We start from the raw sequence: 24,379 nt of genomic DNA on the forward strand, positions 1-24,379 counted from the left end.
GCTGGCCGATCACGCCGAGGCAACTTTCTGGTTTGTTCTGCCCTCTCTGCCGATGTTCCTGCTCGTCCCGGCGCTTCTGCGCCGGGACGTCGGTTTCTGGGCTGCCCTCGGCCTCGGCTGCCTCCTGACCGTCGTCCTCTATTGGCTTGTAGTATTCGCTGCGCCGCGACTGGGCATAAGACTGCCATTCTGAGCTATTGCGAGGGCTCATCGAGTGCTGCGGCAATTCGAACCTTCATGAACGGTATCCATAGTGCTAGGGTGACACCTTCGTGGATGAGACCGGACTCTGTGCCAAACCCAGCCTCCATTATTTTTTCCGCCCTGCGGGTGCTGAGCGTTGCGCTTCTGGCAGCCTCGCTTTCCATTGGACCCATATCGAGCGCGAGCGCGGCGTCGCCCGAAGACGTGGGCATGGCCGGTACGGGAACCATGTGCGAACACGAGATGGCCGGGCCGGACATGCCGCAATCCATGGCGATGGAAGACTGCGAGGGGGCGGCCGAGTGTTGCGATGCCTGCCAGATGGCCGACTGCCCGCTGGTTTCGGGATCGCCACCGTATCCGCTTCCCCATAACGCCGCGATCGGCCGAATCACGCTGCCCGATGTGTCGCGACACGCCGTGTCCGACGACCGGTTCGATTCGATTGCCTTTCTGACCCCCAAACGACCTCCCCGGATCTGATTCCCGCGCCGGTTTGCCGGCGCTTTCGGCGAATCATTTTCGAGGAGACCCCCCATGATTACGAACCTCATGCTGGCGGCGCTGATCGGCGCCGGCCTCCAATCGGCGTCGCCCGGCCCGTTGAGCCTGGCCGAAGCCATCCACATTGCCCGGCAGCAGCCCGATCCTTCCGTTTCGCGGTATGACGCCGCAGCCCGTGCCGCCCGTCACCGAGGCGAGGCGGCGGCGGTTTTGCCCGATCCGGTCGTCTCGGCGGCGATCATGAACCTGCCCCTGACGACGCTGGACCCCTCAGGCGATCCAATGTCTCAGTTGCGACTGTCTCTCCGCCAGATGTTCCCCCGGGGTGACAGCCTTCGTCTTTCGCGCTCGCAAGAACGCGCCCGGGCGCGAGAGGAGCGTGCGCGGCGCGATCTCGCCGTTCGGGAGATCATTCTCGACGTCCGCAATGAATGGCTGGAGCAGCGCTATTGGGAATTGGCAAGGGAACAGACCTTGCAACGCCTTTCAACGCTTCAGGATCTATCCGGAGTCCTGCTCTCGGCGTATGCCGCTGGCCGGCAAAACAGCCATGAGGTGATCCGGTCCGATCTGGAAACGCAGATTCTGCAAAACCGGCTTACCGAGATCGATCAACAGGCGGACATGGCCCGTGCCCGATTGGCCCGCTATGTCGGGGAAGAGGCGCTCCACAGGCGTGCAGCAATGTCGGACGTGCGTCTGCCAGCCCTTCCAGAAGGACAGGAGGCATTGACATCATTGGCGCGCCATCCGGCTGTCGCCATCCTGGAAGCCCGGATCGACGTACGCGAAACCGGCGTGGAGCTGGCCGAGCAACAATACCAGCCTGCCTGGGGTGTCGAGGCCGGGTACGGGCTCCGCTTCGGGCGTTCGGATACGGCCACGATCGGCGTCAGTTTCGAGATGCCCCTGTTCGAGCGGACACGCCAGGATGAAACGGTGCTCGCCGCTCGCGAAGATGTCGCCGCTGCAGAATATTCGCGCCAAGCGCTGCTCCTCGATTTGCGCCGAGCACTCCAGATCGAGCAAGCGCGTATCAACAGGTTAGATTCAGCAATCGCCTTGCAGCGATCCGGCATCATCCCAGCGGCTCGGGAAACCCGGGAGGCTGTCCTTCTCGCTTACGAGAACCAGACAGCCGACTACTCGGAACTGGTCCAGGCTGAACTGGCCCTGCTTGACGCCGAGCTGACGCTGTTGCGGCTCGATACCGACCGGAGCGTCGCTGCCGCCCAAATTCTTTACCTGACGGGAGATGTGCAATGAATCCGTCAATCCTCCGCGCCCTGGCGTTCGCTGCCGCAGGCGCTGTCATCACGCTCGCGGTTGTTTACGGAGCGGGACGCTTCTTCGGATCCTCGACGTCAATGACCGAACCAGCTTCGGCCGACAGCGAAATACTCTACTGGGTTGCTCCGATGGACCCGACATACCGGCGTGACGAACCCGGACTGTCGCCTATGGGCATGGAGCTGGTGCCGGTCTACGCCGACTCCGATTCAGGCGATGACGAGTCCGATCTGCGCATTGACCCGGCGGTCGCCAACAATATCGGCGTGCGCACGGATGTTGTCAGGCGCACTGACTTCAGCCGCGAGGTGCGGGCCGTTGGTTATGTGAGGCCGATCGACGCGTCCACGGTCGCCATCAATGTGCGTGCCGAGGGCTGGATTGAAACCCTTCCGGTATCGGCAACAGGTGACCGGGTCCGGGCCGGCGACACACTGTTCACCCTGTACTCGCCCGCGATCGCGACGGCGCAGGGCGAATTTCTTCAGGCTCAACGCACGGGAAGGACGGCATTGATCTCCGCCTCGCGGTCCCGATTGCGCGCGCTGGGACTATCGTCGGCACAGGTCGACGCCCTGACTGCCCGGGGCACCGTGCAGGACCGTCTTCCGGTTTATACCAGCCATTCCGGCGTTGTGACGGAACTGAGCGTTCGCGAAGGCCAATACGTGCGTCCCGGAGATCCGATCATGACGATCGCGGATCTGACGGACATCTGGGTCGTGCTTGACGTGTTTGAACATCACGCGAGCGATGCGCGTCCGGGTCAGCCGGTACTCGTCACGACCGCGTCACTGCCGGAGAGGCAGTGGCGCGGTGAAATCGAATATGTCTACCCCACCGTCGATCCGCAAACGCGAACGATCCGGGTCCGCAGCCGGATCGCAAACCGCGACGGAGACCTTCGGCCTGGAATGTTCGTCAACGCGGTGCTGTCCGCCGAACCCCGGACTGGTGTGCTGTCGGTTCCTCGCGAGGCCGTCATCACGACCGCCCGTTCGCAGCGGGTGATTGTTCTGACCGGCGGGGACAGGTTTGTTCCCGCCCGGGTCGAAACGGGCATGGAGGCCGGGGGCCGGATGGAAATCCTGTCCGGTCTGTCGGAAGGCGAAACCATCGTTGTTTCAGGACAGTTCCTGCTGGACTCCGAGGCGAGTCTCCAGGGTGCCATGCTCAGGATGACGCCGCCGGGAGCGACTGGCGAAGGATCACGGCCGCTCGGGGAGCCAATGTCTCCCATGGAGATGCCTGACTCTTCAGCGTCGTCTACGGGTAACGGCGGAGAGCAGGGTGGGGACACCATGAATATGGAAATGCCCGACGGCCGTGCGGGAGAAGTGGAAGGCGTGGGCGCCGTGATCTCTGTCATGCCGCAGCACGGCATGGTGACGCTTGCCCATGAGCCGATACCGGCTCTGTCCTGGCCCGCCATGGAAATGGCCTTCACTGCTGCGGAAGGGGTCGACCTTGCCGGTATGGCACCGGGTGACCGTGTTCGCTTCACCCTGTTGAACGACGAAGGGCAATGGCTGATCTCGCGTATCGTGCCGGACTCCGAAGCGGAGGGCGGGCAATGATCACTTCACTCATCCGCTGGTCGATCCGCAATCGCGTGATGGTTCTCCTTGCGTCACTTTTTCTGGCAGCGGCCGGAGTATGGTCGATGCAAAGGACGCCGCTCGACGCCATCCCGGATCTATCCGATGTCCAGGTCATCATCAAAACAACCTATCCCGGTCAGACGCCTCAGGTGGTCGAGGATCAGGTGACCTACCCGCTCACAACAGCCATGCTGTCGGTTCCCGGCGCGGTGACGGTGCGCGGATACTCCTTCTTCAACGACAGCTATGTCTACGTGATCTTCGAAGAAGGGACCGATCTTTACTGGGCCCGCTCACGGGTGCTGGAATATCTCAGCCAGGTCGCGCCCACTCTGCCCAGTGAGGCCAGCCCGGCTCTTGGACCCGATGCCACGGGAGTGGGTTGGATCTACCAGTACGCCCTGATCGATCGGTCAGGGCAGCACGATCTTGCCCAGTTGCGCTCCATCCAGGACTGGTTCCTGCGCTATGAACTCCAGACGATCGAGGGAGTCTCCGAAGTCGCCTCGATCGGCGGAATGGTGCGGCAATATCAGGTGGTGGTCGATCCCGACCGGCTCCGCGCGCTCTCCGTCCCACTCTCGGACGTGCGGCGCGCAATTGAACGCGGCAATCGCGAAAGCGGCGGTCGTGTGCTCGAAATGGCGGAAGCCGAATACATGGTCCGGGCGTCAGGCTATCTGACGAGCGAAGACGACATCCGCGCCATCCCTGTCTCGATGGCGGAAAATGGCGTACCGATCCTTCTGTCGGATATCGCGACGGTACGCACGGGGCCGGAACTGCGCCGGGGCGTCGGAGAGCTCAACGGCGAGGGCGAAGTGGCCGGCGGCGTCGTGATCATGCGCTATGGCGAGAATGCGCTGGCCACGATTGAGCGGGTCGAACATCGCCTCGAGCAACTGGAAGCCTCTCTGCCGGAAGGTGTCGAAATCGTCGTCACCTACAACCGTGCAGGCCTGATCGAACGCGCCGTCGAGACGCTTCGCGAAAAACTGCTTGAGGAGTTCTTGATCGTTGCTCTGGTCTGCGCGGTCTTTCTCTTCCACCTGCGTTCGTCGCTTGTGGTGGTCCTCAGTCTGCCCCTTGGCATTCTCGCAGCTTTTATCGTCATGCACCTCCAGGGCATCAATGCGAACATCATGTCGCTCGGCGGAATTGCGATCGCGATCGGCGCAATGGTCGATGCCGCAATCGTCATGATCGAGAACTTCCACAAGCATGCGGAACGCACGCCGCTCACACGGGACAATCGCTGGCGGATCGTCGCCGATTCAACGGCTGAGGTCGGTCCTGCGCTGTTCTTCTCACTGCTCATCATCACGTTCAGTTTCATTCCGATCTTCGCGCTGGAAGCCCAGGAAGGCAGGCTATTCCATCCGCTGGCCTTCACGAAGACCTATGCCATGGCGGCCGCAGCGGGTCTGTCTGTCACCCTTGTGCCGGTCTTGATGGGGTATCTGATCCGTGGCCGGATTACCCCGGAACACGCCAATCCGGTGAACCGGGTTCTCATCGCCGGTTACCGGCCCTTTCTGGGGACGGCCCTGCGGCATCCGGGCGTTACCCTGGCTGTCTCGGCCGTCCTTGTTCTCACGATGGCTGTTCCTCTCGGACGCCTGGGCAGCGAATTCATGCCCGATCTCGACGAAGGTGACCTTCTCTACATGCCCAGCGCCTATCCTGGCGTCTCGGCCAGCGAGGCAGCAGAGATTCTGCAACAGACAAACCGGTTGATCATGACCGTCCCCGAAGTGCTGACAGTCCACGGCAAGGCGGGGCGGGCCGAGACAGCGACCGACCCGGCACCGCTGACGATGATCGAAGCGACGATCCAGCTTCGGCCCCGCAGCGAATGGCGGCCGGGAATGACGATCGACGATATACGCAGCCAACTGGATTCCATCGTTCGGGTCCCCAGCCTCACCAATGTCTGGATCATGCCAATCCGCAACCGGATCGACATGCTGGCCACGGGCATCAAGACCCCGGTCGGCATCAAGATCGCCGGACCCGATCTCGAGGTTATCGCCGATCTCGGAACCCAGGTTGAGGCGATCATTGCCGGGATACCCGGAACTGCATCGGTCTATGCGGAGCGGGTGACCGGTGGGCGCTTCATCGACATCGACGTCAATCGCGCCGAAGCGGCGCGCTTCGGCATGAATATCGAAGACGTGCACGACATCGTCCGAACCGCCATTGGGGGCATGTCGATCACACAGACGGTGGAAGGACGCGAACGATATCCGGTAAATCTGAGATATCCGGCGGACTATCGCGGTTCCCTCCAGGAGTTGAGGGACCTTCCCGTCATTACGCCTTCCGGAGCGGAAATCCCGCTCGGACGTATTGCGGGCATCTCCGTGTCCGACGGACCTGGTGTAATCCGCAGCGAAAATGCGCAACTGAATGGTTGGGTCTATATCGACATCACCGGTGTCGATATCGGGTCGTATGTTCGCGAGGCGCGCGCGGCGATTGAAAATGAGCTTGAGCTTCCTGCGGGTTATTCGCTGCGCTGGTCCGGGCAGTACGAGTTCATGCAGAGAGCGCAGGCCCGTCTCTCTCTTGTCGTGCCCGTGACGCTTGGCGTCATCGTCCTCCTGCTGTTCCTGAATTTCAGGCGTATGATGCCTGTCCTGCTGATCCTCGGAACACTCCCCTTGGCGCTGACAGGGGGGCTCTGGTTCCTCCATATTCTGGACTACAGGCTCTCGGTCGCCGCCGGCGTTGGGTTCATAGCGCTCGCGGGTGTGGCCGTTGAGATCGGTGTGATCATGCTGGTCTACCTTGAGCAGGCTCTCAAGGCGCGCCGCACCTTATGCGCAGAAGAAGGCCGCGAATTCACTCATCAGGACCTGAGACAGGCCGTGATTGATGGGGCTCTGCTCCGTATCCGGCCGGTCATCATGACGGTCTCGGTCGTGATCGCCGGTCTTTTGCCTATCATGTTCGGAGACGGAACGGGATCGGAAGTCATGAGGCGCATCGCAGCGCCGATGATCGGCGGAATGGCCAGCGCGACCGGGCTGGCCCTGCTTGTCCTTCCGGCGGCCTTTCTGTTGTGGCAGGGCGTCATATTGCGGAACGCGCGCCGGCAACCGTTCCACAGGACGGCGGAGGCTGAATGAACCTTCGCGTGCACTAGACTGGCTCTTAGGACGGGGAAGGTGTCGGCACGGAGCGAACCGTGACGCTAGTGCCGGGCCGACCCTGTCTGACAAAGGCCAAGGAGATCGGGCCGTCGTTTCGCAGCGAGCGGATCAAGTTCCCTCGCTTCTTTTAGGCTCGTTCCAGACTTTCTGGCATTCGGCGAACAGGAAAGTCGCCGACCAGGTCAGAAGCATGAAGCCGAGCAGGCTGCCGGACGCGGCAACCATCCGAAGATTGCCGGCAATGTCGAAGGCGGCATAACCCAGCGTCGTAAAAAGCAGGGCTGCCAGATAGAGCCAGTCGACCGCGCTGCCCGCGAAGGCGTCACCAGTGACACCGCCGCCCTCATCGCCGGCATGGGCGGAAAGTGTCGCGGCGAAAGCCGCAATCTCGGCTATGTGCAGGAAAGCCAAGCCAACAAAAACGACGATCGGGCGTAGTCCGGAGTCCGGTAGGCTCTGCACCGAAATCCGGCGCAGAGCCATGAGTGCATAGTGGTGGCCGATGCCCGTGATCACCACCATGGCCACAATCGTAATGACCGTCAGCGCCATGGCTGGCGATCAGGCCGGATCAGGACTGGCGCTCGCTTCGAACTCCGGTACCGGACGGGCAGCCGCCTCGGCCTCGGTTTCAGCCTCGCCATTGGCCGCGATGTCGTCGAGCAGCCACTCCATTTCCTTGATCTCGCGGCGCTGGGCCTCGATGATACTGTCGGCCAGTTCGCGCACCCGCACATCGGAGATGTTCGCGCGTTCGGATGTGAGGATCGCGATGGAGTGGTGCGGGATCATCGCCCTCATCCAGCTCTCGTCATGGACCGTTTCCTGACTGCGAACGAGCCAGAGCGCGAGGAAGAATACGACCGCGCTGCCGGCGAAGATCGCGATGTTTGCCTTGGTGTTCTTGTACATGCCGAGCATGAAGGCGAGCATGACGATGGCCATCGCACCGCCCATCATGAACGTCATGTAGAAGCGGGTTTCAGACCATTGGACATGCGACGGCTCGTAGGTGTTCAGGTACTTGATGCCGAACATCACGACCATCGAGGTCACGATCATCGCGCCGAACTTCCAATATTTCGAATGTTCCATTCGCCTGCACCTCGTTTGTTTGGCTACTTGAAGGGACGGAATCCCAACGGATCGTTGCGCGCTCGGTTCCCGCGTTGGAAAATATTTGCTCGACCGCGAGGGAATGGCGCGCCGCACCCGTAATTCTCTTTCAGTCCGCGCCGCGAGGAGATGTGCGATGAACATCCAGTCCGTTGCCGAAATGACGGGCCTGCCGGCCAAAACCATCCGCTATTACGAGGACATCGGGCTTGTTGCGCCCAAGCGGTCCGGGAATGGTTACAGGGTCTTCGACGAGGCGGCGCTTGCGCGGTTGAATTTTGTGGGGAGAGCCCGGTCGCTGGGCTTTTCGCTCGACGAATGCCGCTTGCTGCTCGGGCTATGGGACGACCGCGCACGGCCGAGCGCCGAAGTCAGGAAGCTGGCCAAGGAACATGTCACCGCGATCGACTGGAAGATGGCCGAGCTGCGCGCCATGCGACACACTCTGATTGATCTCATTGGGGCCTGCCACGGCGACCACCGGCCCGATTGCCCGATTCTCGATACGCTTTCGGGCGCGCGGAGCGGCGAAAAGAAATCCGCTTGACCTTCCAGTAGCTGGAAGCCGCACACCACTCGCATCCGGGGGTCGGACCCCCCACTGAAGAAGCGAGGAAATCATGGAAAAGCATCAACATGGCGCTGCCTGCCACGCCCCGTCCGGGCCTGCATCCGCGATCGATCCAGTATGCGGTATGACCGTAACGCCCGGACATCGAACGCCGCATGTCCGGTATGACGGGGAGGACTTCTTTTTTTGCTCGGAAAGCTGCCGTGACAAGTTCGCAGCCGATCCGCAGGACTATACCGGCATCGCCCCGAAGCAAACCAGCAGCTGCTGTGGTGGTCACGGCCCAAAGAAGCCGGCCGTCAAGGGTGGAAAGTTTGACGTCGTACCCGACGGCTTTACCGGGCAAGTCTATACCTGTCCGATGCATCCCGAAGTGCGCAACCCTGGACCGGGTCCATGTCCGTTGTGCGGAATGGCGCTGGAGCCTGAGTCGGGCATTCCCGGCGATGATGGCCCCAATCCCGAATTGACCGATTTCACGCGCCGGTTCTGGGTGGGCGTCCTGCTCAGCGTTCCGGTTCTCATTCTGGCTATGGGACCGATGCTGGGCCTCGAAGTGCGCGACGCAATCGGGCACCGGACGTCGGCCTGGCTGGAACTCCTTCTCGCCACGCCGGTGGTTCTGTGGAGCGGATGGCCCTTCCTTGAGCGCGGCTGGCAATCCTTCCGCACGATGAACCTGAACATGTTCAGCCTGATTGCGATGGGCGTGATGGCGGCGTGGACATTCAGCGTCGTCGCGGTCGCTTTCCCTGGCATCTTTCCGGCGGAGTTCCGCGGTCATGGCGGCGAGGTCGGCGTCTATTTCGAGGCTGCCGCAGTAATCGTCACGCTCGTTCTGCTGGGTCAGATCATGGAGCTGCGCGCGCGAGAAGGCACCGGCCGAGCAATCCGCGCGCTTCTCGACCTCGCACCGAAGCGGGCCAGCATCATCCGCCCTGACGGCAGTGAGGAAGACGTTGCGCTTGAGGACGTCGCTGTCGGCGACCGCTTGCGGGTCCGCCCGGGAGAGAAGCTTCCCGTCGACGGCCTGGTCATCGAAGGTCGCAGCTCGGTCGATGAAAGCATGGTGACGGGCGAACCGCTCCCGGTCGAGAAAACGGAAGGCGACCGCGTCACAGGCGCGACGATCAACGGGACCGGCAGTCTCATCATCGAGGCGCAGCGGGTTGGCGCCGATACAATGCTCTCGCAGATCGTGGAAATGGTCGCGCACGCCCAGAGGAGCCGTGCGCCGATCCAGAAATACGCCGACCGCGTGTCCGGGCTGTTTGTCCCCGCGGTCATCGCCATCGCCGTTATCGGCTTCGGAGTTTGGGCGTTCTTCGGCCCCGACCCCGCGCTTGCCTACGCATTGGTTTCGGCGGTGAGCGTGCTGATTATCGCCTGTCCGTGTGCGCTGGGGCTGGCAACCCCGATGTCGATCATGACGGCGACGGGCCGCGGCGCTCAAGCCGGCGTATTGATCAAGAATGCTGAGGCGCTGGAGCGATTTGAGAAGATCGACACCCTGATCGTGGACAAGACCGGTACACTGACGGAAGGCAAGCCGCGCCTCGTCGCGGTCGAACCGGCGAAGGGGCAGGACGAGGCCGAGGTTCTGGCCCTGGCTGCCGCACTTGAACGCGGATCCGAGCATCCCCTCGCCGACGCCATCGTCGAGGGCGCCAAGCACCGGGGTCTCGCTCTTCGCTCGGCGAGCGATTTCGAGGCGGTGACAGGCAAGGGCGTGACTGGCAAGGTCGATGGACGATCCGTCGCGCTCGGAAACCGGGCGATGATGGAAGCGCTTGGCGTCGATGCGGGAGCGCTTGTGAACCGAGCCAATACTCGCCGCGACAAAGGCGAGACCGTGATGTTCATCGCCGTCGAAGGCTCGCTCGCCGGTCTGGTCAGTGTTGCCGACCCCGTCAAGGAGACCACGCCGGGGGCTCTCAGGGCACTTCACGCACTGGGTTTCCGGATCATCATGGCGACGGGCGACAACGAACGTACGGCCAAGGCGGTCGCCGCACGGCTCGGCATCGACGAGATCCGCGCCGACGTTCTTCCGGCCGACAAGGCACGGATCATCCGCGAACTGCAGGGAGAGGGCCGCAAGGTCGCGATGGCGGGTGACGGTGTGAACGACGCGCCCGCCCTCGCCCAGGCCGATGTCGGTATCGCCATGGGTACCGGAGCAGACGTTGCGATCGAGAGCGCGGGGATCACGCTCGTGAAGGGCAATCTCGACGGGATTGTGCGCGCACGCAAACTCGCCCGCGCGACGATGCGCAATATCCGTCAGAACCTGTTCTTCGCGCTGATCTACAATGCAGCGGGCGTACCGATCGCTGCCGGCATTCTGTTCCCGCTGTTCGGCATCCTCATCAGCCCGATGTTCGCAGCGTTCGCGATGAGCGCCTCTTCTGTGTCGGTGGTGCTGAATGCGCTCCGGTTACGGGGGGTCCGGTTATGACAGCCGCTCCGGCCTATACTCCACCGCTCGGTATCGAGTGGCTGACGCCGCTTTATGACCGGGTCATCGCATTGATGACCCGGGAGGGCCGTTGGCGCGCAAGTCTTATCGAACAGATAGCCCCCCGGCCCGGATTGAATATTCTCGATTTGGGTTGCGGGACCGGTTCGCTTGCGAAGGCGTTGTGGGAAGCGTGCCCCGACCTTCGGATCATCGGCATAGACCCCGATACCCACGCTGTTTCGATCGCGCGCGAAAAGACACGAACTGCAGGCTCGGCAATCGTGATCCTGGAGGGGTTTCCCGGATCAGTTCACCTGCCCCGCGGCTGGCGGCCCGATGCGGTCGTAATCAGTCTTGTTCTCCATCAAGTTCCGCTGGCCGGAAAGCGGGACCTTCTCGCCTATGCCCGCTCAGTTCTGCCTCCGGGCGGTGTGATGCACGTCGCAGATTACTCCGAGCAGAGAGGCGTGATGCGGGCTGCATTCCGTCTCACCGTGCAGGTTCTCGATGGCGTCGAAGATACTCAACCCAATGCCGACGGCGCGCTGCCGATGCTGATACGCGAAGCAGGGTTCGAACTTGCCGAACTCGACCGTCTCATCACGCCCACGGGAAGCCTGAGCCTGTTCAGCGCCACACCCGGTTCCCAACAGCGTTAAAGGACAAAGCCGCTCCATGGAAAGCACGACAAGGTACCAAGAAGGCAGCCTGACCCTCACCGGCGCCGTCGCAATGGGAACGGGTGTGATGATCGGGGCCGGCATTTTTGCCTTGACCGGTCAAGTTGCCGAATATTCAGGCCCTTGGTTCCCGATCGCCTTTCTCGTCGCCGCGCTTGTGAGCGGATTCAGTGCGTATACTTATGTGAAGGTCACGAACCGCTATCCCTCGGCAGGGGGGATCGCGATGATCCTGCAGAAGGCGTACGGACGGTCAACAGTCACCGGGGCCGCCGCTCTTCTGATGGCGTTTTCGATGGTCATCAACGAGAGTCTCGTTGCCCGAACATTCGCAACTTACGCACTCCGTCTCTTCAACTTCGAGGGGACTGACTGGCTGGTCCCTGTGCTTGCGGTCGGACTGATTTTCGTAGCGTTTCTGGTGAATGTTGCCGGTAACACCCTGGTCGAAGTGATCTCCAAAATAGCCGCTCTTCTCAAAATTGGTGGCATCGCTCTTTTCGCGGCCGCGGTACTCGTAGCGGCGGGTTTCAGTTTTCAGCCAGCGGAGGCTTCGTCCAGCGCGCTCGAAACGGGTCCGTTGGGTTTTCTGGCAGGCGTGGCGCTGGCTATCTTGGCCTTCAAGGGGTTTACAACGATCACCAATAGCGGCGGCGAGATAGAGAATCCGCACCGTAATGTCGGACGGGCCATCATCATCTCGCTTGGCATTTGTCTCGTAATATATTTGCTGGTGGCCTTCGCGGTCGGATCCTCCTTATCAATACCTGAAATTGTCGCGGCCCGGGATTATTCCCTTGCCGAAGCCGCTCGCCCCGCCTTTGGCAACCTGGGCGTGACGTTCACTGTCGTGATTGCTGTTATTGCGACGGCGTCGGGCGTCATCGCGAGCATATTTGCGGTTTCTCGCATGACGACGATGTTGACGGACATGAGACTGATCCCGCACCGGCACTTCGGATTACCCGGTAATGTTCAGCGGCACATGCTTGTTTACACGGTCGTGTTTGCTGGCTTGCTCGCCGCACTGTTCGACCTTGGGCGCATAGCTTCGCTCGGAGCGATCTTCTACCTCGTGATGGACGTAATCATCCATTGGGGCGTGATGCGCAAATTGCACGCCGAGATATCCGCCCGCACTGCGGTTCTGATCGCAGCTATCGTTTTCGATCTGGTCGCGCTTGGGGCCTTTGTCGCAATCAAATGGCAGAGCGATCCACTCATCATTCTCATCGGCGCTTCCGGAATCGCGCTGATCTTCTTGCTTGAGTTTGCATTCCTGAAGTTGGGTGCAACACGAGGCACGGCGGCTGTCGGGCATAACGACTGACGAATCGATCCGATCACTGAACGGCTATGAGGGTGACCGAGCCGGACTGCGTAAGTCGTTGTGACGCTGGGCGGAGAAGCATGATGAAAACGCTGTTCCCGATAATTATTGCTGCATTCGCGGCTATGGCATTAGCGGCTGCGGTTTCGACGCCAATGATGGCGCTCTCCGGTCCGTCCGCTCAGGCGGGTCACCACCACGATGACCCGGATACCCCTCAGCACGATCACGGCCCGCACGACATGGCAGAAGAGGCACCTTCTTCGCAGACACCGCCTGATGCCAATGACATGCATGTCGCGGCGGAACCTTCCCACGATCATGCTGACGATGCCGCTGCGACCGACAACCATCATGGCCCGGACAGCGAGACGACGCCGGACCGTCATGCCGATCAATCGGCGATGATTGGCCATTCGCACAACGACACGACAGGCGCAGCAGATCATCATGGCGAGGCCGAGGGTGCAGGCGGCCATTCCCACTGGGGCGATCATGGCCCTCAGACGGAACTGGAACAGACGATCGCCAATATCGGCGTCCTGCACTCCCTCGCCGTCCATTTCCCCATTGCCCTGGCCCTCGCGGCCGCACTGGCGCAAATCCTGTTCCTGGTGACCGGCCAGGCCTCCCTGGCGCACACGGTTCGCTTTCTGGCCTGGACCGCCGCGCTGGGCGGTTTGGCCGCCGGCTTGCTGGGTTGGGCCCATGCCGGGCCTGTCGCGACGGGTGAGGCCGGCGTGATGGCATGGCACCGCTGGATCGGCACGGGTCTGACCTTCGGCCTGTTCGCCGTCGCAGGCGCAGCAGAATGGCATCAGCGCCAGCCTTCCAGCCTGGCGCGCTGGTCTCTGACGCTGCTGGTTCTGAGCGCCGCACTGGCGGTGTCTGTCAACGGGTTCCTGGGCGGGGCGCTCGCCCATGGCGGCCTTCGCCACCTGATCGGTGGATAAGGGCGATGTCGGTCTATCCCGCCGATTTGCCTTCCCTGACGCGACTTCGATTCTTCGCAGCGTTATGGGTGGTTTTCTACCATTGGCGGGTTCCGTGGACGGTCGACATCGACTCCGCAACGGCCTTCTTTGCGATGGGCCGGTTCGGGGTCGACTTGTTCTTTATCCTCTCAGGCTTCGTGCTGGCCCATGTGTATGTTGCGGCCCGCGAACAAGGGAAGTTTGATTTCGCGAAATTCATCATCGCCCGGTTTGCGCGCATCTACCCCCTGCATCTGGCGACAATCGTTCTGCTCGCGCTCGCTGCGTTCGGCGCGTGGATCGTCGGAGTGCCTTTCGAGCGGGAGGAATTCCCGATCGCCGATCTCCCGGCAAATCTGCTGATGGTTCACGCTTGGGGTTTTGCACCCAATCCGGGCTGGAACGCGCCGTCCTGGTCCATCAGTGCCGAGTGGTTCGCCTATCTGGCGTTTCCCGCCTATCTCATGATCGCGATTGCGCTCGCACGTCGGCCACTCGCGTTGGTCACGATCGCGATCGTGGCCTTTCTGGTGCTGGACCTGGTCCACCGCTCACTCTTCGGCGAAAGCCTGCCAATGGCGACCGAGCGTTTCGGAGTGTTGCGGATCATCCCGGAATTCCTCCTGGGGATCGCAATCTACAGGTTGGGTAATCGCTATCCCCTCGGCCGGATCACAGCAGGTGTTGTGTTCGGAGCGAGCCTGGTCATCTATCTTCTCGCCGCCCATCTGGCTTGGGACGATCGGATCATTGCCTTGCTTGGCGCGCCGATCGTCTTGTCGCTCGCCGAGCTTGACCGTCATGCCGCCGGCACATCCCGACAGGATCCGATCCGGTATTTGGGAGAAATCTCCTACGCAATCTACATGCTCCACGTCCCGTTTTTCATGATTGCATTCAACTTGTTGCAGGACGTTTTGGGTGTCATTGACGAAACCATTTCGACAATGTCCCTGCTCGCGCTGCTGGCTGCCATGCTGGCCGCTTCGAGCCTGACCTATGAGTGGCTCGAGAAACCTTCACGCCGCACTATCCGTCGATGGGGCAATGCGCTCCTCGTGGCCCGCCGCGGCAATTCCAAAATGACAAGATAAGGAGAAGACACATGATTAAATCCGTTCTTATGGGGGTGTTCGCCACCCTGCTTTTCAGCGGAGTCGCTTTCGGTGACGACCAAGACGACGTCGAGGCCGTTCTCGAAGCCTATTCGGCCGCGCTGGAGTCGGAAGACGTCATGGCGGCCGAGGCGCGCGTACGCACTGATGGCGAGGATTTCACGATCTTCGAGGGCGCGGGGCGCAATATCGGCTGGTCCGACTATCGCGATCACCATCTGGTGCCGGAATTCGCTGCGGAGGGGTTCGCCATCCATGAGTATGACTGGCGCGATTACCGTATCGATGTCAGCGGCGACATGGCGCTGGCAACCTTCTCCATCCACATGGAATACACGGTTCACGGCGAAGATCGCGAACGCGACGCGAACGGTACGGCGGTACTTTTGCGCACGGCAGACGGGTGGCTTATCCGTCACCTGCACACATCGTGAGGATTGGTAAAGCATGACGTCCGAACTCGATACGGCCCTCTCCCGCCTTCGGAGAACGCCTGACGGATATGACGAGACACGCCTGCGCAATCGCGTACGCGCGTCGCTGGATGGTGGCCGGACTGGCCGCCGGGACACCGGCGGCTGGACGATCGCCCGCACCGCGCTCGCGATGCGACTGGCCCCGGCCGTATTCGCCCTCGTCGTCGGCAGCTTCATCGGTCTTCAGTCTGTCCCGCGCGAAAACGGGGAGCTCGATGTTTTCGCAGTGCGGTCGCCCTATTCGCTTGCTGAGATCACGTCACCGCGTGGAGCCGGCCTGTGATCTGGCGCGCGGGACTGGTCGCCTTCGTCCTTGGCCTTGCGGGTGGACTGGTGGGCGTCTGGGCGGGCTTGCAGCTGTCTGGCGGTCAGGTTCCGCCCGATGGAAGCCTGCACCAGTTCGTTCACCACGACCTTGACCTGTCGTCCGAACAGGAGGCGCAGATCGAGGCACTGGAGGCTGAGTTTACGCGGCGGCGCCAGGTGCTCGAAGACGATATGGCCGAGGCGCGTCACGAACTGGGGGTCGCCCTCATGCAGACCGGGCACATGACACCGGAGGTCGAGGCGCAGGCCCGGGCCTTTCACGAGGCGATGGGGCGGCTTCAGATCGAGACGCTCAACCATATTGTCGACATGCGCGAGACCCTGACCCCGGAACAGCGCGAGCGGTTCGATGCGCGGCTGACCCAGGCGCTCGATGCCGGGAATTGATGCAAATCCCGGTCAGAACAAGATCGACGATGCCCGCCTCGCTGTTCGAGCCGCGGAGGGCGACGACCTTGCGTTCAACCGGATCATGCAGCGGCACGGCCCCGCCATTTTCCGCTTCCTTTACAGGATGCTGCGCGATGCCGGCGACGCTGAGGACGCGGCCCAGGAGACCTTCGTTGCCGCGCACAGAAATCTTTTCCGATACGATCCGGAACGCCCGCTTCTGGCGTGGTTGTTCCGGATCGCCCGCAACAAGGCCCGCGATCATGTCCGGCGCCAAGTCGTACGCCGCTGGCTGACAGCCGAAACAGGAAATGATCGCTATCCTGCCCAGGATCCGAGCCCGGAGCGCGTTGTCGAGGACCGTGATGACCTTGCCGCGCTGGAGTCGGCGATCGCGCGGTTGCCGGAGGGATTGCGGACACCGCTTCTGTTGTCTGCGGTGGAAGACCTTCCCCATTCCGAGATCGCCGAAATCATGGGTCTGAGCGTGAAGGGTGTCGAGATGAGAATATACAGGGCGCGAAAGAAGATTGCTGCACTTTCCGGTCTCCGACCGGAGGGATAGTTCACCACAATGCGTAGTACGGTATGGCTGCGCCGGGCGGCGGAAAAGGCCGACCCGTCCCCCCTGAGCTTTTCCGACTGCCAGGCGCAGCCAGCCGCGAATGACGAGATGATACGAATGTTTTCACGACGAACTTTCTTGCAGACCGCAGCGGCCTCTGGCAGCGTCTTGGCGGCCACCTCCCTCGTACCGGCCTGGGCGCGTTCCGGGCCGGCCGCGAACCTGTCGGGCCTGCAGCCGCTGTCCGGTACCGAATTCGACCTGACGGTCGGCCGGGCCGAACTGGCGATCGACGGGCGCACGGGTCCTGCAGTGACGGTGAACGGCCAGGTGCCGGCACCCCTTCTGCGCTGGCGCGAAGGCGACGAGATCACGCTGCGGGTCCACAACACGCTCGACGCGGACACGTCGATCCACTGGCACGGCATCCTGCTGCCCAACGAGATGGACGGCGTTCCCGGCGTAACATTCCCCGGCATCCGGCCCGGCGAGACCTTTACCTACCGCTTCCCGCTGCGACAGGCCGGCACCTACTGGTACCACTCGCATTCAGGCCTCCAGGAACAGTTGGGGCATTATGGCCCGATCATCATCGAACCGCGCGGCACCGACCCGGTTCGTTATGACCGCGAATACGTCATCGTCCTCTCCGACTACACTTTTGAAGGACCCCACCGGGTGTTCCAACGGCTGATGGCGTCGAGCGACACCTACAATTTCCAGCAGCGAACGGTCCCGGATTTCTTCCGGGAAGCTTCGCGCAACGGCTTCATGGCAACGCTCCGCGACCGACTGATGTGGGGGCAGATGCGGATGAGCCCGACCGACATTTCCGACGCAACCGCCGCGACGATGGATTATCTCATCAACGGCCATGGTCCGGGCGACAACTGGACCGGCCTCTTTGAGCCGGGTGAACGCGTGCGGCTGCGCTTTATCAACGCTTCGGCCATGACATTCTTCAATGTCCGCATTCCGGGCCTGCCGATGACGGTGGTCCAGGCCGACGGTCTGAATGTCCAGCCGGTTGAAACGGACGAGTTTCAGATCGGCGTGGCAGAAACCTATGACGTCGTGATTCAGCCTCGGGACGACCGCGCCTACACACTGATGTGTGAAACCAACGACCGCAGCGGTTATGTCCGGGGCACGCTGGCGCCGCGCATGGGCATGACGGCGCCCGTCCCTCCCTTGCGGGAACGGCCGACCCTGACGATGCGGGACATGGGCATGGACCACGGATCAATGCCGGGAATGGCCCACGGAGCCGCTTCGGCGGAGCAGCCGGCCGCCTCGGGCCACGCCGGTCACGGAAACATGGATCATTCCGCGCATGGTCAGGGACACGCCGGAATGGCGGGAATGGATCATTCGGGCCATGGCGCAGCGCCGGCAGCGCCGGCCGGTCACGCAGGACACGACATGTCCGGCAATGACATGCAGAGGCACGATCACCCGCAGGGACCGGGCGTCGCGGGCGTCGCCATGCAGCCGGTGAGCCGCCTCGACGAACCCGGCGCGGGTCTGGAGGATGTCCCGCACCGCGCGCTGACCTATGCACAGTTGCGCAGCCCCGACCCAAATCCCGATCACCGGGCACCGGGTCGCGAGATCGAGATCCACCTGACCAGCAACATGGAGCGGTACATGTGGTCGTTCGATGGTGTGCGGTTCAGCGAGGTCGTCGAACCGATCCAGTTCGTCAAAGGGGAAAGACTGCGTCTGACCATGGTGAACGACACCATGATGGTGCATCCCATTCACCTGCACGGCATGTTCTTCGATGTCGTGAACGGGGCGCGTCACAACATGCCGCGCAAACACACGATCAACGTCAAGCCGGGCGAGAAACTGTCCGTCGACGTGACGCCGGAAGACGTGGGCGACTGGGCGTTCCACTGCCACCTGCTCTACCACATGCACGCGGGCATGTTCCAAGTCGTCTCGGTCCGGCCGGGCGAGCACGCCGATCCCCATGCAGGCCACCGGATGGGCCATGGAGCGCACCAATGAGAATGCTTCTGACAGCTGCGCTCATCGCAGGTCTGGCCGGTGCCGGAGCTCAGGCCGCCGACGAGCCCTACGCCGACCAGTTTTACGGCGCAGACGCCATGGAGGAAGCGCGCCACGAACTGCGCCACGAAACCGGCGGTATGCGGCAATTCTTCTTCCAGACTGACCGGCTGGAATACCGGAGCAGCGACAGCGAAGACGCTGCGCTTTGGGACATCAACGCCTGGTATGGCGGTCGGATAAACCGCCTCTGGATCAAGAGTGAAGCCGAATACTCCCTCGATCATGGTGCCTTCGAGGAGGCTCGGGTCGAGGCGCTCTGGTCGCGCGCGATCACTCCCTATTTCGATCTGCAAGGCGGAATCGCCCACGACTTCGAGGACGGCAACGGACGCACGCACGCAGTTGCCGCGCTGCAGGGTCTCGCGCCCTACTGGTTCGAAGTCGATGTGTCCGCCTATCTGTCGAACCGGGGCGAACTGACCGGCAGTGCAGAGGCCGAATATGAATTGCTGCTGACGCAGCGCCTGATCCTGCAGCCGCGAGCCGAACTCGCCTGGTCGGCTGAGGACATGCCGTCGCTCGAAACGGGTGCCGGTCTGACCAGCATCGAAGCTGGCTTGCGCCTGCGTTATGAAATCGTCCGTCAGTTCGCACCCTATGTGGGGATTGAATGGACGAGACAGCTGGGTGAGACCGCTGACTACACCCGCGCTGCAGGCGGCGACCCGGAATCCACAGCAATCGTGGCCGGTCTTCGTATCTGGTTCTGAAATTTCTCAATCCAAAGGAGTACCTTGTAATGGCCAACCTTACTCTCGCGTTCGGAAGCGCTGTCTTCCTGCTGACTAGCGGATCGGCACTCGCCGACCAGCACGGCGATCACGCCGCCAACGACAATCCGGATCGTTCCGCCTGCATGGAAATGCACGAAGCCATGATGGCCCGTCACGAGGCAGGTGAAGACCATGACACGATCATGGCGAGCCTCTCTGACGAAGAGCGCGCTCGCGCGGAAGCCTGCCACGAGATGATGCGTGCGATGCATGGCGAACATCACGGCGAGGGTCACGATGGCATGAACCACGGTGACATGGATCACGGTGACATGGATCACGGTGACATGGATCACGGTGACATGAACCACGGCGACTCGGACAACGCAGAGCCCAGCGATGCCCATCACGGGCACGACTGACGGAAGGTAGTGAATTGACAGCCTAGGCCGCCGCGCTCCCGAATTCGGCTGCGCGGCGGACTGGTTGAGGGGGGAAGACAATGACCGCTTTGCTGCGTTGGACGATCCGGGTCCACAAATGGATCGCCCTGGTCGTCGGCATCCAGATCGTGCTTTGGGTCATGGGCGGTGTCGTGATGAGCGTCATTCCCATCGAGCGTGTTCGCGGCGAACACAACATGGCTGCCCTCCCCGACACACCGATCGATCCCTCCTCTGTCATCGCCGTGGGCCAGGCCGCTGAAGCCGCTTTTCCCGGCCTGCCAGTGCGCACGGCGCACCTACAGCTCTGGCAAGGACAGCCGGTCTGGAATGTGGTCGTGCAGGACGGTCGGAGCCGGCTGGTCGACGCCGCAACAGGCGAGGTCATCACGCCGATCACCCGGGAACGCGCCATCGAGATCGCCGTCGCAGACTATGCCGGTGATCCGGAAATTGCCGCGATCGAATATTTCGAGGACGCCACCTGGGAGTCCCGGCGACCGGGTCCCGCCTGGCGCGTCTCATTCGATGATGGTGAAGGCACCCGGATCTACGTTTCCCCGGACTCCGGTCTCGTCACCGCACGGCGGAACGATGCCTGGCGCTTCTATGACTTCTTCTGGATGCTCCACATCATGGATTATGACGAGCGCGAGAATTTCAATAATCCGCTGCTCATCACTGCGGCCTTGCTGGCGCTCCTGACCGTGTTCGCAGGGCTTCTGCTGCTGGTCCTGCGCATGCAGCGGCTGGTCCGTATGGAGCTGGCGCAACACCGGCGGAAAAACGCGGTGCCGCCAGAAACCTGAGCGAATAACGCCCCTGCCGCGAGGGAAGTGACGCTCGTCTGCGTAACCCGTTTTGAAACCTGACGGGGACGCGGCACCATTCGCACTTTCCTATCCATCGGCGGCGCATTCGACGGTCGGGACAATCGGCTCACATTGCTACGGCTTTTTCTGGCCTCGGCGGTGATGGTCGAACACGTCCCAGTCGTGATCAATGGCCTCGGATCGCCCCTCATCGCCGCGAATGGCTGGTCGATCGGCTATGCCGCAGTCAACGGCTTTTTCATCCTCAGCGGGTTCCTGATCGCAGACAGTCTGGAGCGGCGGCGCGACCTCGCCACCTATGCCGCTTCCCGCATTTTGCGGATCATGCCGGCTCTGGTCGTGCTGGCGCTTCTCGCCGTTCTCGTGATCGGACCGCTTTTCACCACCGTGGAGCCCCAGGCCTATTGGAGGAGCCTTGCGACATGGGGCTACGTCCCGAACGTCGTTTTCTTCCTCGACACGTCCGGAGCCCCGGAGGGTCTTTTTGCGACCAACCCGGCACCCGGCGAGTTTTCAGCGACGCTCTGGACGCTGCGCTACGAAGTCATCGCCTATATCGGAGCCGCAGTCCTGTTCTTTACGGGTTTTGCATGGCGGCGCACCGTGCTCACCGCGCTCTTCATCGTGATGGCATTCGCACATGCCGGGATCATGATGGCCTGGCCGGACGGTCCCGCCCTGCTCGTCAACCTGTTCCGGCTCGGTGCAGCATTTCTTCTCGGGATGAGCGTTTATGCCTGGCGTGACCGGCTTCCCCTTCTGCCAGTCGCCGCTCTGGTCGCTGGACCTGTCTGGTTCCTGTCCGGCGACCATCCCGCCGCAGAAATCCTTCTGAACATCGCCCTCGCCTCAGGCTTGTTCTGGCTGGCGTTTTCAAAACGTCTCGGCCCGACCTTCTCGCGCATGCCGGACTGGTCCTATGGCATTTACATCTGGCATTATCCGCTCTTCCAGATCTTGTGGTTCACGGGAGTGGCGCGCGGCGAGACCCTGCTGGTCGCTGTCGGAATTCCGGCGACCCTGCTCGTGTCCGCTTTGTCCTGGCACCTGATCGAGCGACCGAGTCTCGCCCGGAAAGCTGACTTTGGACGCTGGTTATCCGGACGCCCCCGGACCGGCGCAGATGAAGGACGGACCTAACATGCGGATCTTCACACTCCTGATAACGCTCGGCAGCGCAGCCTGCTCTCAGGCGCCCGATACGCTCGATCCCAGCCGCATCGATGCCGGTGACATGTCACTGGTCGCCCAGGGACGTGCGCTTTACGCGGAAAATTGTGCGTCGTGTCACGGCGCGAATCTCGAGGGCGAGGCGAACTGGCGCCAGCGCCGCGAGAACGGGCGGCTGCCCGCCCCGCCCCACGATGAGACGGGACATACCTGGCACCATTCCGACGAGACGCTCTTCAATATCACCAAGTTCGGCACGGCCGCCTTCGCCTCGGAAGGCTACGAGACCGACATGGCGGGATTTGGCGACGTGATGAGCGACGCGGAAATCATTGCAACCCTCGCCTTCATCAAGAGCCAGTGGCCGGAGGAAATCCGCGAGATGCAGTCCGGCATCGAGTGAAGCCGCATCATTCCCCTCGGAAGGAGTTACGACCGTGTTCCATTCTTGCAAACTGTGGATAAGGACAGTTACCGCCGCGCTCGTGGCGACGATGCTAACAGCGCCGCTGGCATCTGCCCACAAGACCTATCTGGCAACCGAGCGCACGGTATGGGAGGCGGGGTCGGAGGTCACGGTTGGGCTGACGAGCGCACTGGAATTTCCCGACATTGAAACGGGACCGGCACGGAACCGGATCGACTTCACTTCTGTGCGGGTGGGCCACGACGAGGTTGTGGAGGATCTCACCTACGAGGAGACCCCGACCGCTCTGCGCGTCTCGTTCACGCCGCAATCGACCGGTTTTGCATCAGTTGCAATCAGCGCTCTGCCGCGCTCAGGTGAGATCGCTCCGGAAGACGTTGCGCTCTACTTCGACGAGATAGGAGCGGATGCCGTGACGCGCGCAGCATTCGATGCCCTGCCCGGCGACCCGGCAATGATGCGCAGCTATACCAAGCACACGAAGATCTTCCTGTGCGTGGAAACATGCGAATCCGGAGCAGACATGGCGGCAGTGCCTGTCGGCCAGGCACTGGAGTTCGTGGCCGGACAAGGAAATCCCCGGAGCTTTGTTCTCCTTTGGCAGGGCGAAGCCCTGCCCCGGCATGACGTCGATATCTACAGCGCAAGCGGACGACACGAACGACTCGAGACCAATTCTGACGGGCAGTTCGAAATCGGCTCTGACCTGTCCGGCGCGGTCCTAGTGTCGGCGGTCCGGATCACACTGCCTGACGAGCCGAGCGGAATTTATCACAGCGATCAGGCAACCTTGGCCGTTACATTGCGCTGATGTCCGTAGAAGAGAGGGCAGTGTCAGAGGAAACTCGGCGTTAGCGGATGGGCCATCATCCTGAGCGACAGTGTCAGAGGAAACCCGGCGTTAGCCGGTTCGCCGCCATCCTGAGCGGATGAGCCCGAACCCGTTCCGCTATTTCAAGACGTCACCCGAGGTCATCCGCCTGGCGGTGATGATGTATGTCCGGTTTCCGCTGTCGCTGCGGAACGTCGAGGATCTGCTCCACGAACGCGGGATCGAGGTGAGCCACGAAACCGTCCGGTATTGGTGGAACCGGTTCGGGCCCATGTTCGCCGCAGAGATTCGGCGGAAGAGAGCCAGCCGGCTGCGCGCGTGGCCTCAATGGCAGTGGCACCTCGACGAGATGTTTGTGAAGATCAACGGAGTGACCCACTACCTCTGGCGCGCGGTCGATCATGAGGGTGAGGTCCTCGAGGCCTACGTCACCAAACGCCGAGATCGCCAGGCGGCGCTCAAGTTTCTCCGTAAGGCGATGAAGCGATTTGGCAAGCCGAAGGCGATCGTGACAGACCGGCTTCGGTCCTACCGCGCAGCGTTCAAGAAACTGGGCATTGAAGGCGATCAGGAGGTCGGCCGCTGGCTTAACAATCGGGCTGAGAATAGCCATCTACCATTGCGACGAAGAGAGCGGGCGATGCTCCGCTTCCGGCAAATGCGAAGTCTTCAGAAATTCGCCACCGTCCACTCTTCCGTCCACAACCACTTCAATCTCGACCGACACCTCAATCCCCGCGACCGGTTCAAGGAGAACCGGCAAGCCGCGCTGGCCGAATGGCGGCAGCTTGCCGCCTGATCTCAGCCGCGCCGCCGTCAATAGAGACCGGTTCGCTTTTGTCTGACAGCACCCGCGAGACAGGTAGGAGGGTGTGATCCGTTCCTTCCGAGCCAAAGCCTTCACGGTCGAACAGTCGCCATTCTCAAGAAGTTCACGCCAACGGTGTCCGCGAGCAATTGCCTTGAGAAGGGTCTGGTCGGGCTGGCGTGATGCCGGCAATGCGCTGCCCTGCGGAGGTGCAATGATCTGCCTGCGGCCACCGGATTTTCGAAAACTGACAGGGACCCGAACGACGAGACGATCGCCCTGGATCTCGGTGTGTATTTGGGGGCGAGGCGTCAT

General features: G+C 62.0%; 24 protein-coding genes and 1 pseudogene. 23 read left to right on the top strand and 2 right to left on the bottom strand.

Annotated features, from left to right (window positions below):
* The 5 genes and pseudogenes from ACFOOR_RS05910 to ACFOOR_RS05930 all read left to right on the top strand — a co-directional run.
* Positions 1–193: pseudogene (locus ACFOOR_RS05910) on the top strand (DUF3147 family protein); the annotation flags it as partial.
* Positions 194–414: 221 nt separating this feature from the next.
* A complete protein-coding gene (locus ACFOOR_RS05915; RefSeq protein ID WP_343165387.1) occupies positions 415–687 on the top strand; it encodes a hypothetical protein in 273 nt (90 codons plus the stop codon).
* Positions 688–741: 54 nt separating this feature from the next.
* Positions 742–1,974 (top strand): TolC family protein, encoded by a 1,233-nt coding sequence (locus ACFOOR_RS05920; RefSeq protein WP_343165388.1) that lies wholly within the window; start codon positions 742–744, stop codon positions 1,972–1,974.
* Positions 1,971–3,575 (top strand): efflux RND transporter periplasmic adaptor subunit, encoded by a 1,605-nt coding sequence (locus ACFOOR_RS05925; RefSeq protein WP_343165389.1) that lies wholly within the window; start codon positions 1,971–1,973, stop codon positions 3,573–3,575. The genes ACFOOR_RS05920 and ACFOOR_RS05925 overlap by 4 nt, the downstream gene beginning before the upstream one ends.
* Positions 3,572–6,733, top strand: a complete 3,162-nt coding sequence (locus tag ACFOOR_RS05930) for an efflux RND transporter permease subunit (protein WP_343165402.1) — start codon at positions 3,572–3,574, stop codon at positions 6,731–6,733. The genes ACFOOR_RS05925 and ACFOOR_RS05930 overlap by 4 nt, the downstream gene beginning before the upstream one ends.
* Before the next feature lie 132 nt (positions 6,734–6,865).
* Here the strand turns inward: ACFOOR_RS05930 and ACFOOR_RS05935 are convergent, their stop codons facing one another.
* Both ACFOOR_RS05935 and ACFOOR_RS05940 read right to left on the bottom strand, forming a co-directional pair.
* Complete coding sequence (locus tag ACFOOR_RS05935) at positions 6,866–7,309, bottom strand: hypothetical protein (RefSeq protein WP_343165390.1); 444 nt, start codon at positions 7,307–7,309, stop codon at positions 6,866–6,868.
* A 9-nt stretch (positions 7,310–7,318) separates the two neighbouring features.
* On the bottom strand, positions 7,319–7,852 hold the full coding sequence (locus ACFOOR_RS05940) for a DUF305 domain-containing protein (protein ID WP_236957032.1): 534 nt from the start codon (positions 7,850–7,852) through the stop codon (positions 7,319–7,321).
* A gap of 157 nt (positions 7,853–8,009) precedes the next feature.
* Between ACFOOR_RS05940 and cueR the strand changes: the two genes are divergently transcribed.
* From cueR to ACFOOR_RS06030, 18 genes are all read left to right on the top strand, one after another.
* On the top strand, positions 8,010–8,420 hold the full coding sequence (gene cueR / locus ACFOOR_RS05945) for a Cu(I)-responsive transcriptional regulator (RefSeq protein WP_343165391.1): 411 nt from the start codon (positions 8,010–8,012) through the stop codon (positions 8,418–8,420).
* 73 nt (positions 8,421–8,493) lie between these two features.
* Entirely contained in the window at positions 8,494–10,902 is a 2,409-nt protein-coding gene (locus tag ACFOOR_RS05950; RefSeq protein WP_343165392.1) for a heavy metal translocating P-type ATPase, read from the top strand.
* Entirely contained in the window at positions 10,899–11,564 is a 666-nt protein-coding gene (locus tag ACFOOR_RS05955) for a class I SAM-dependent methyltransferase (RefSeq protein ID WP_343165393.1), read from the top strand. Before ACFOOR_RS05950 ends, ACFOOR_RS05955 begins: the two co-directional genes overlap by 4 nt.
* A 16-nt stretch (positions 11,565–11,580) precedes the next feature.
* Positions 11,581–12,915 (top strand): APC family permease, encoded by a 1,335-nt coding sequence (locus ACFOOR_RS05960; protein WP_343165394.1) that lies wholly within the window; start codon positions 11,581–11,583, stop codon positions 12,913–12,915.
* An 83-nt stretch (positions 12,916–12,998) separates the two neighbouring features.
* Positions 12,999–13,868 (top strand): DUF2231 domain-containing protein, encoded by an 870-nt coding sequence (locus tag ACFOOR_RS05965; protein WP_236957037.1) that lies wholly within the window; start codon positions 12,999–13,001, stop codon positions 13,866–13,868.
* A gap of 5 nt (positions 13,869–13,873) precedes the next feature.
* On the top strand, positions 13,874–14,983 hold the full coding sequence (locus ACFOOR_RS05970) for an acyltransferase family protein (RefSeq protein WP_343165395.1): 1,110 nt from the start codon (positions 13,874–13,876) through the stop codon (positions 14,981–14,983).
* Between the two features lie 11 nt (positions 14,984–14,994).
* Positions 14,995–15,438 carry a YybH family protein gene (locus ACFOOR_RS05975; protein ID WP_343165396.1) on the top strand — a complete coding sequence of 148 codons (444 nt, stop codon included), beginning with the start codon at positions 14,995–14,997 and terminating at the stop codon, positions 15,436–15,438.
* 13 nt (positions 15,439–15,451) lie between these two features.
* Positions 15,452–15,763 carry a hypothetical protein gene (locus ACFOOR_RS05980; RefSeq protein ID WP_236957040.1) on the top strand — a complete coding sequence of 104 codons (312 nt, stop codon included), beginning with the start codon at positions 15,452–15,454 and terminating at the stop codon, positions 15,761–15,763.
* Entirely contained in the window at positions 15,760–16,194 is a 435-nt protein-coding gene (locus ACFOOR_RS05985; protein ID WP_236957041.1) for a periplasmic heavy metal sensor, read from the top strand. Before ACFOOR_RS05980 ends, ACFOOR_RS05985 begins: the two co-directional genes overlap by 4 nt.
* Positions 16,181–16,762: an RNA polymerase sigma factor gene (locus tag ACFOOR_RS05990; RefSeq protein ID WP_236957042.1), complete on the top strand. Its 582-nt coding sequence runs from the start codon at positions 16,181–16,183 to the stop codon at positions 16,760–16,762. The genes ACFOOR_RS05985 and ACFOOR_RS05990 overlap by 14 nt, the downstream gene beginning before the upstream one ends.
* Before the next feature lie 117 nt (positions 16,763–16,879).
* Positions 16,880–18,775: a copper resistance system multicopper oxidase gene (locus tag ACFOOR_RS05995; protein ID WP_343165403.1), complete on the top strand. Its 1,896-nt coding sequence runs from the start codon at positions 16,880–16,882 to the stop codon at positions 18,773–18,775.
* A complete protein-coding gene (locus ACFOOR_RS06000) occupies positions 18,772–19,548 on the top strand; it encodes a copper resistance protein B (protein ID WP_343165397.1) in 777 nt (258 codons plus the stop codon). Before ACFOOR_RS05995 ends, ACFOOR_RS06000 begins: the two co-directional genes overlap by 4 nt.
* Before the next feature lie 29 nt (positions 19,549–19,577).
* On the top strand, positions 19,578–19,973 hold the full coding sequence (locus ACFOOR_RS06005) for a hypothetical protein (RefSeq protein WP_236957044.1): 396 nt from the start codon (positions 19,578–19,580) through the stop codon (positions 19,971–19,973).
* An 80-nt stretch (positions 19,974–20,053) separates the two neighbouring features.
* Positions 20,054–20,803 carry a PepSY domain-containing protein gene (locus tag ACFOOR_RS06010; protein WP_236957045.1) on the top strand — a complete coding sequence of 250 codons (750 nt, stop codon included), beginning with the start codon at positions 20,054–20,056 and terminating at the stop codon, positions 20,801–20,803.
* A gap of 135 nt (positions 20,804–20,938) precedes the next feature.
* Positions 20,939–21,967: an acyltransferase family protein gene (locus ACFOOR_RS06015; protein ID WP_236957046.1), complete on the top strand. Its 1,029-nt coding sequence runs from the start codon at positions 20,939–20,941 to the stop codon at positions 21,965–21,967.
* Between the two features lies 1 nt (position 21,968).
* Complete coding sequence (locus ACFOOR_RS06020) at positions 21,969–22,400, top strand: c-type cytochrome (protein ID WP_236957047.1); 432 nt, start codon at positions 21,969–21,971, stop codon at positions 22,398–22,400.
* 34 nt (positions 22,401–22,434) lie between these two features.
* Positions 22,435–23,235 carry a DUF4198 domain-containing protein gene (locus tag ACFOOR_RS06025; protein ID WP_236957048.1) on the top strand — a complete coding sequence of 267 codons (801 nt, stop codon included), beginning with the start codon at positions 22,435–22,437 and terminating at the stop codon, positions 23,233–23,235.
* A 118-nt stretch (positions 23,236–23,353) separates the two neighbouring features.
* Positions 23,354–24,055 carry an IS6 family transposase gene (locus tag ACFOOR_RS06030; RefSeq protein ID WP_343165398.1) on the top strand — a complete coding sequence of 234 codons (702 nt, stop codon included), beginning with the start codon at positions 23,354–23,356 and terminating at the stop codon, positions 24,053–24,055.
* Positions 24,056–24,379: the final 324 nt, after the last annotated feature.

This window comes from Hyphobacterium vulgare (genome assembly GCF_042643335.1).
GTDB classification, from domain to species: Bacteria; Pseudomonadota; Alphaproteobacteria; order Caulobacterales; family Maricaulaceae; genus Hyphobacterium; species Hyphobacterium vulgare.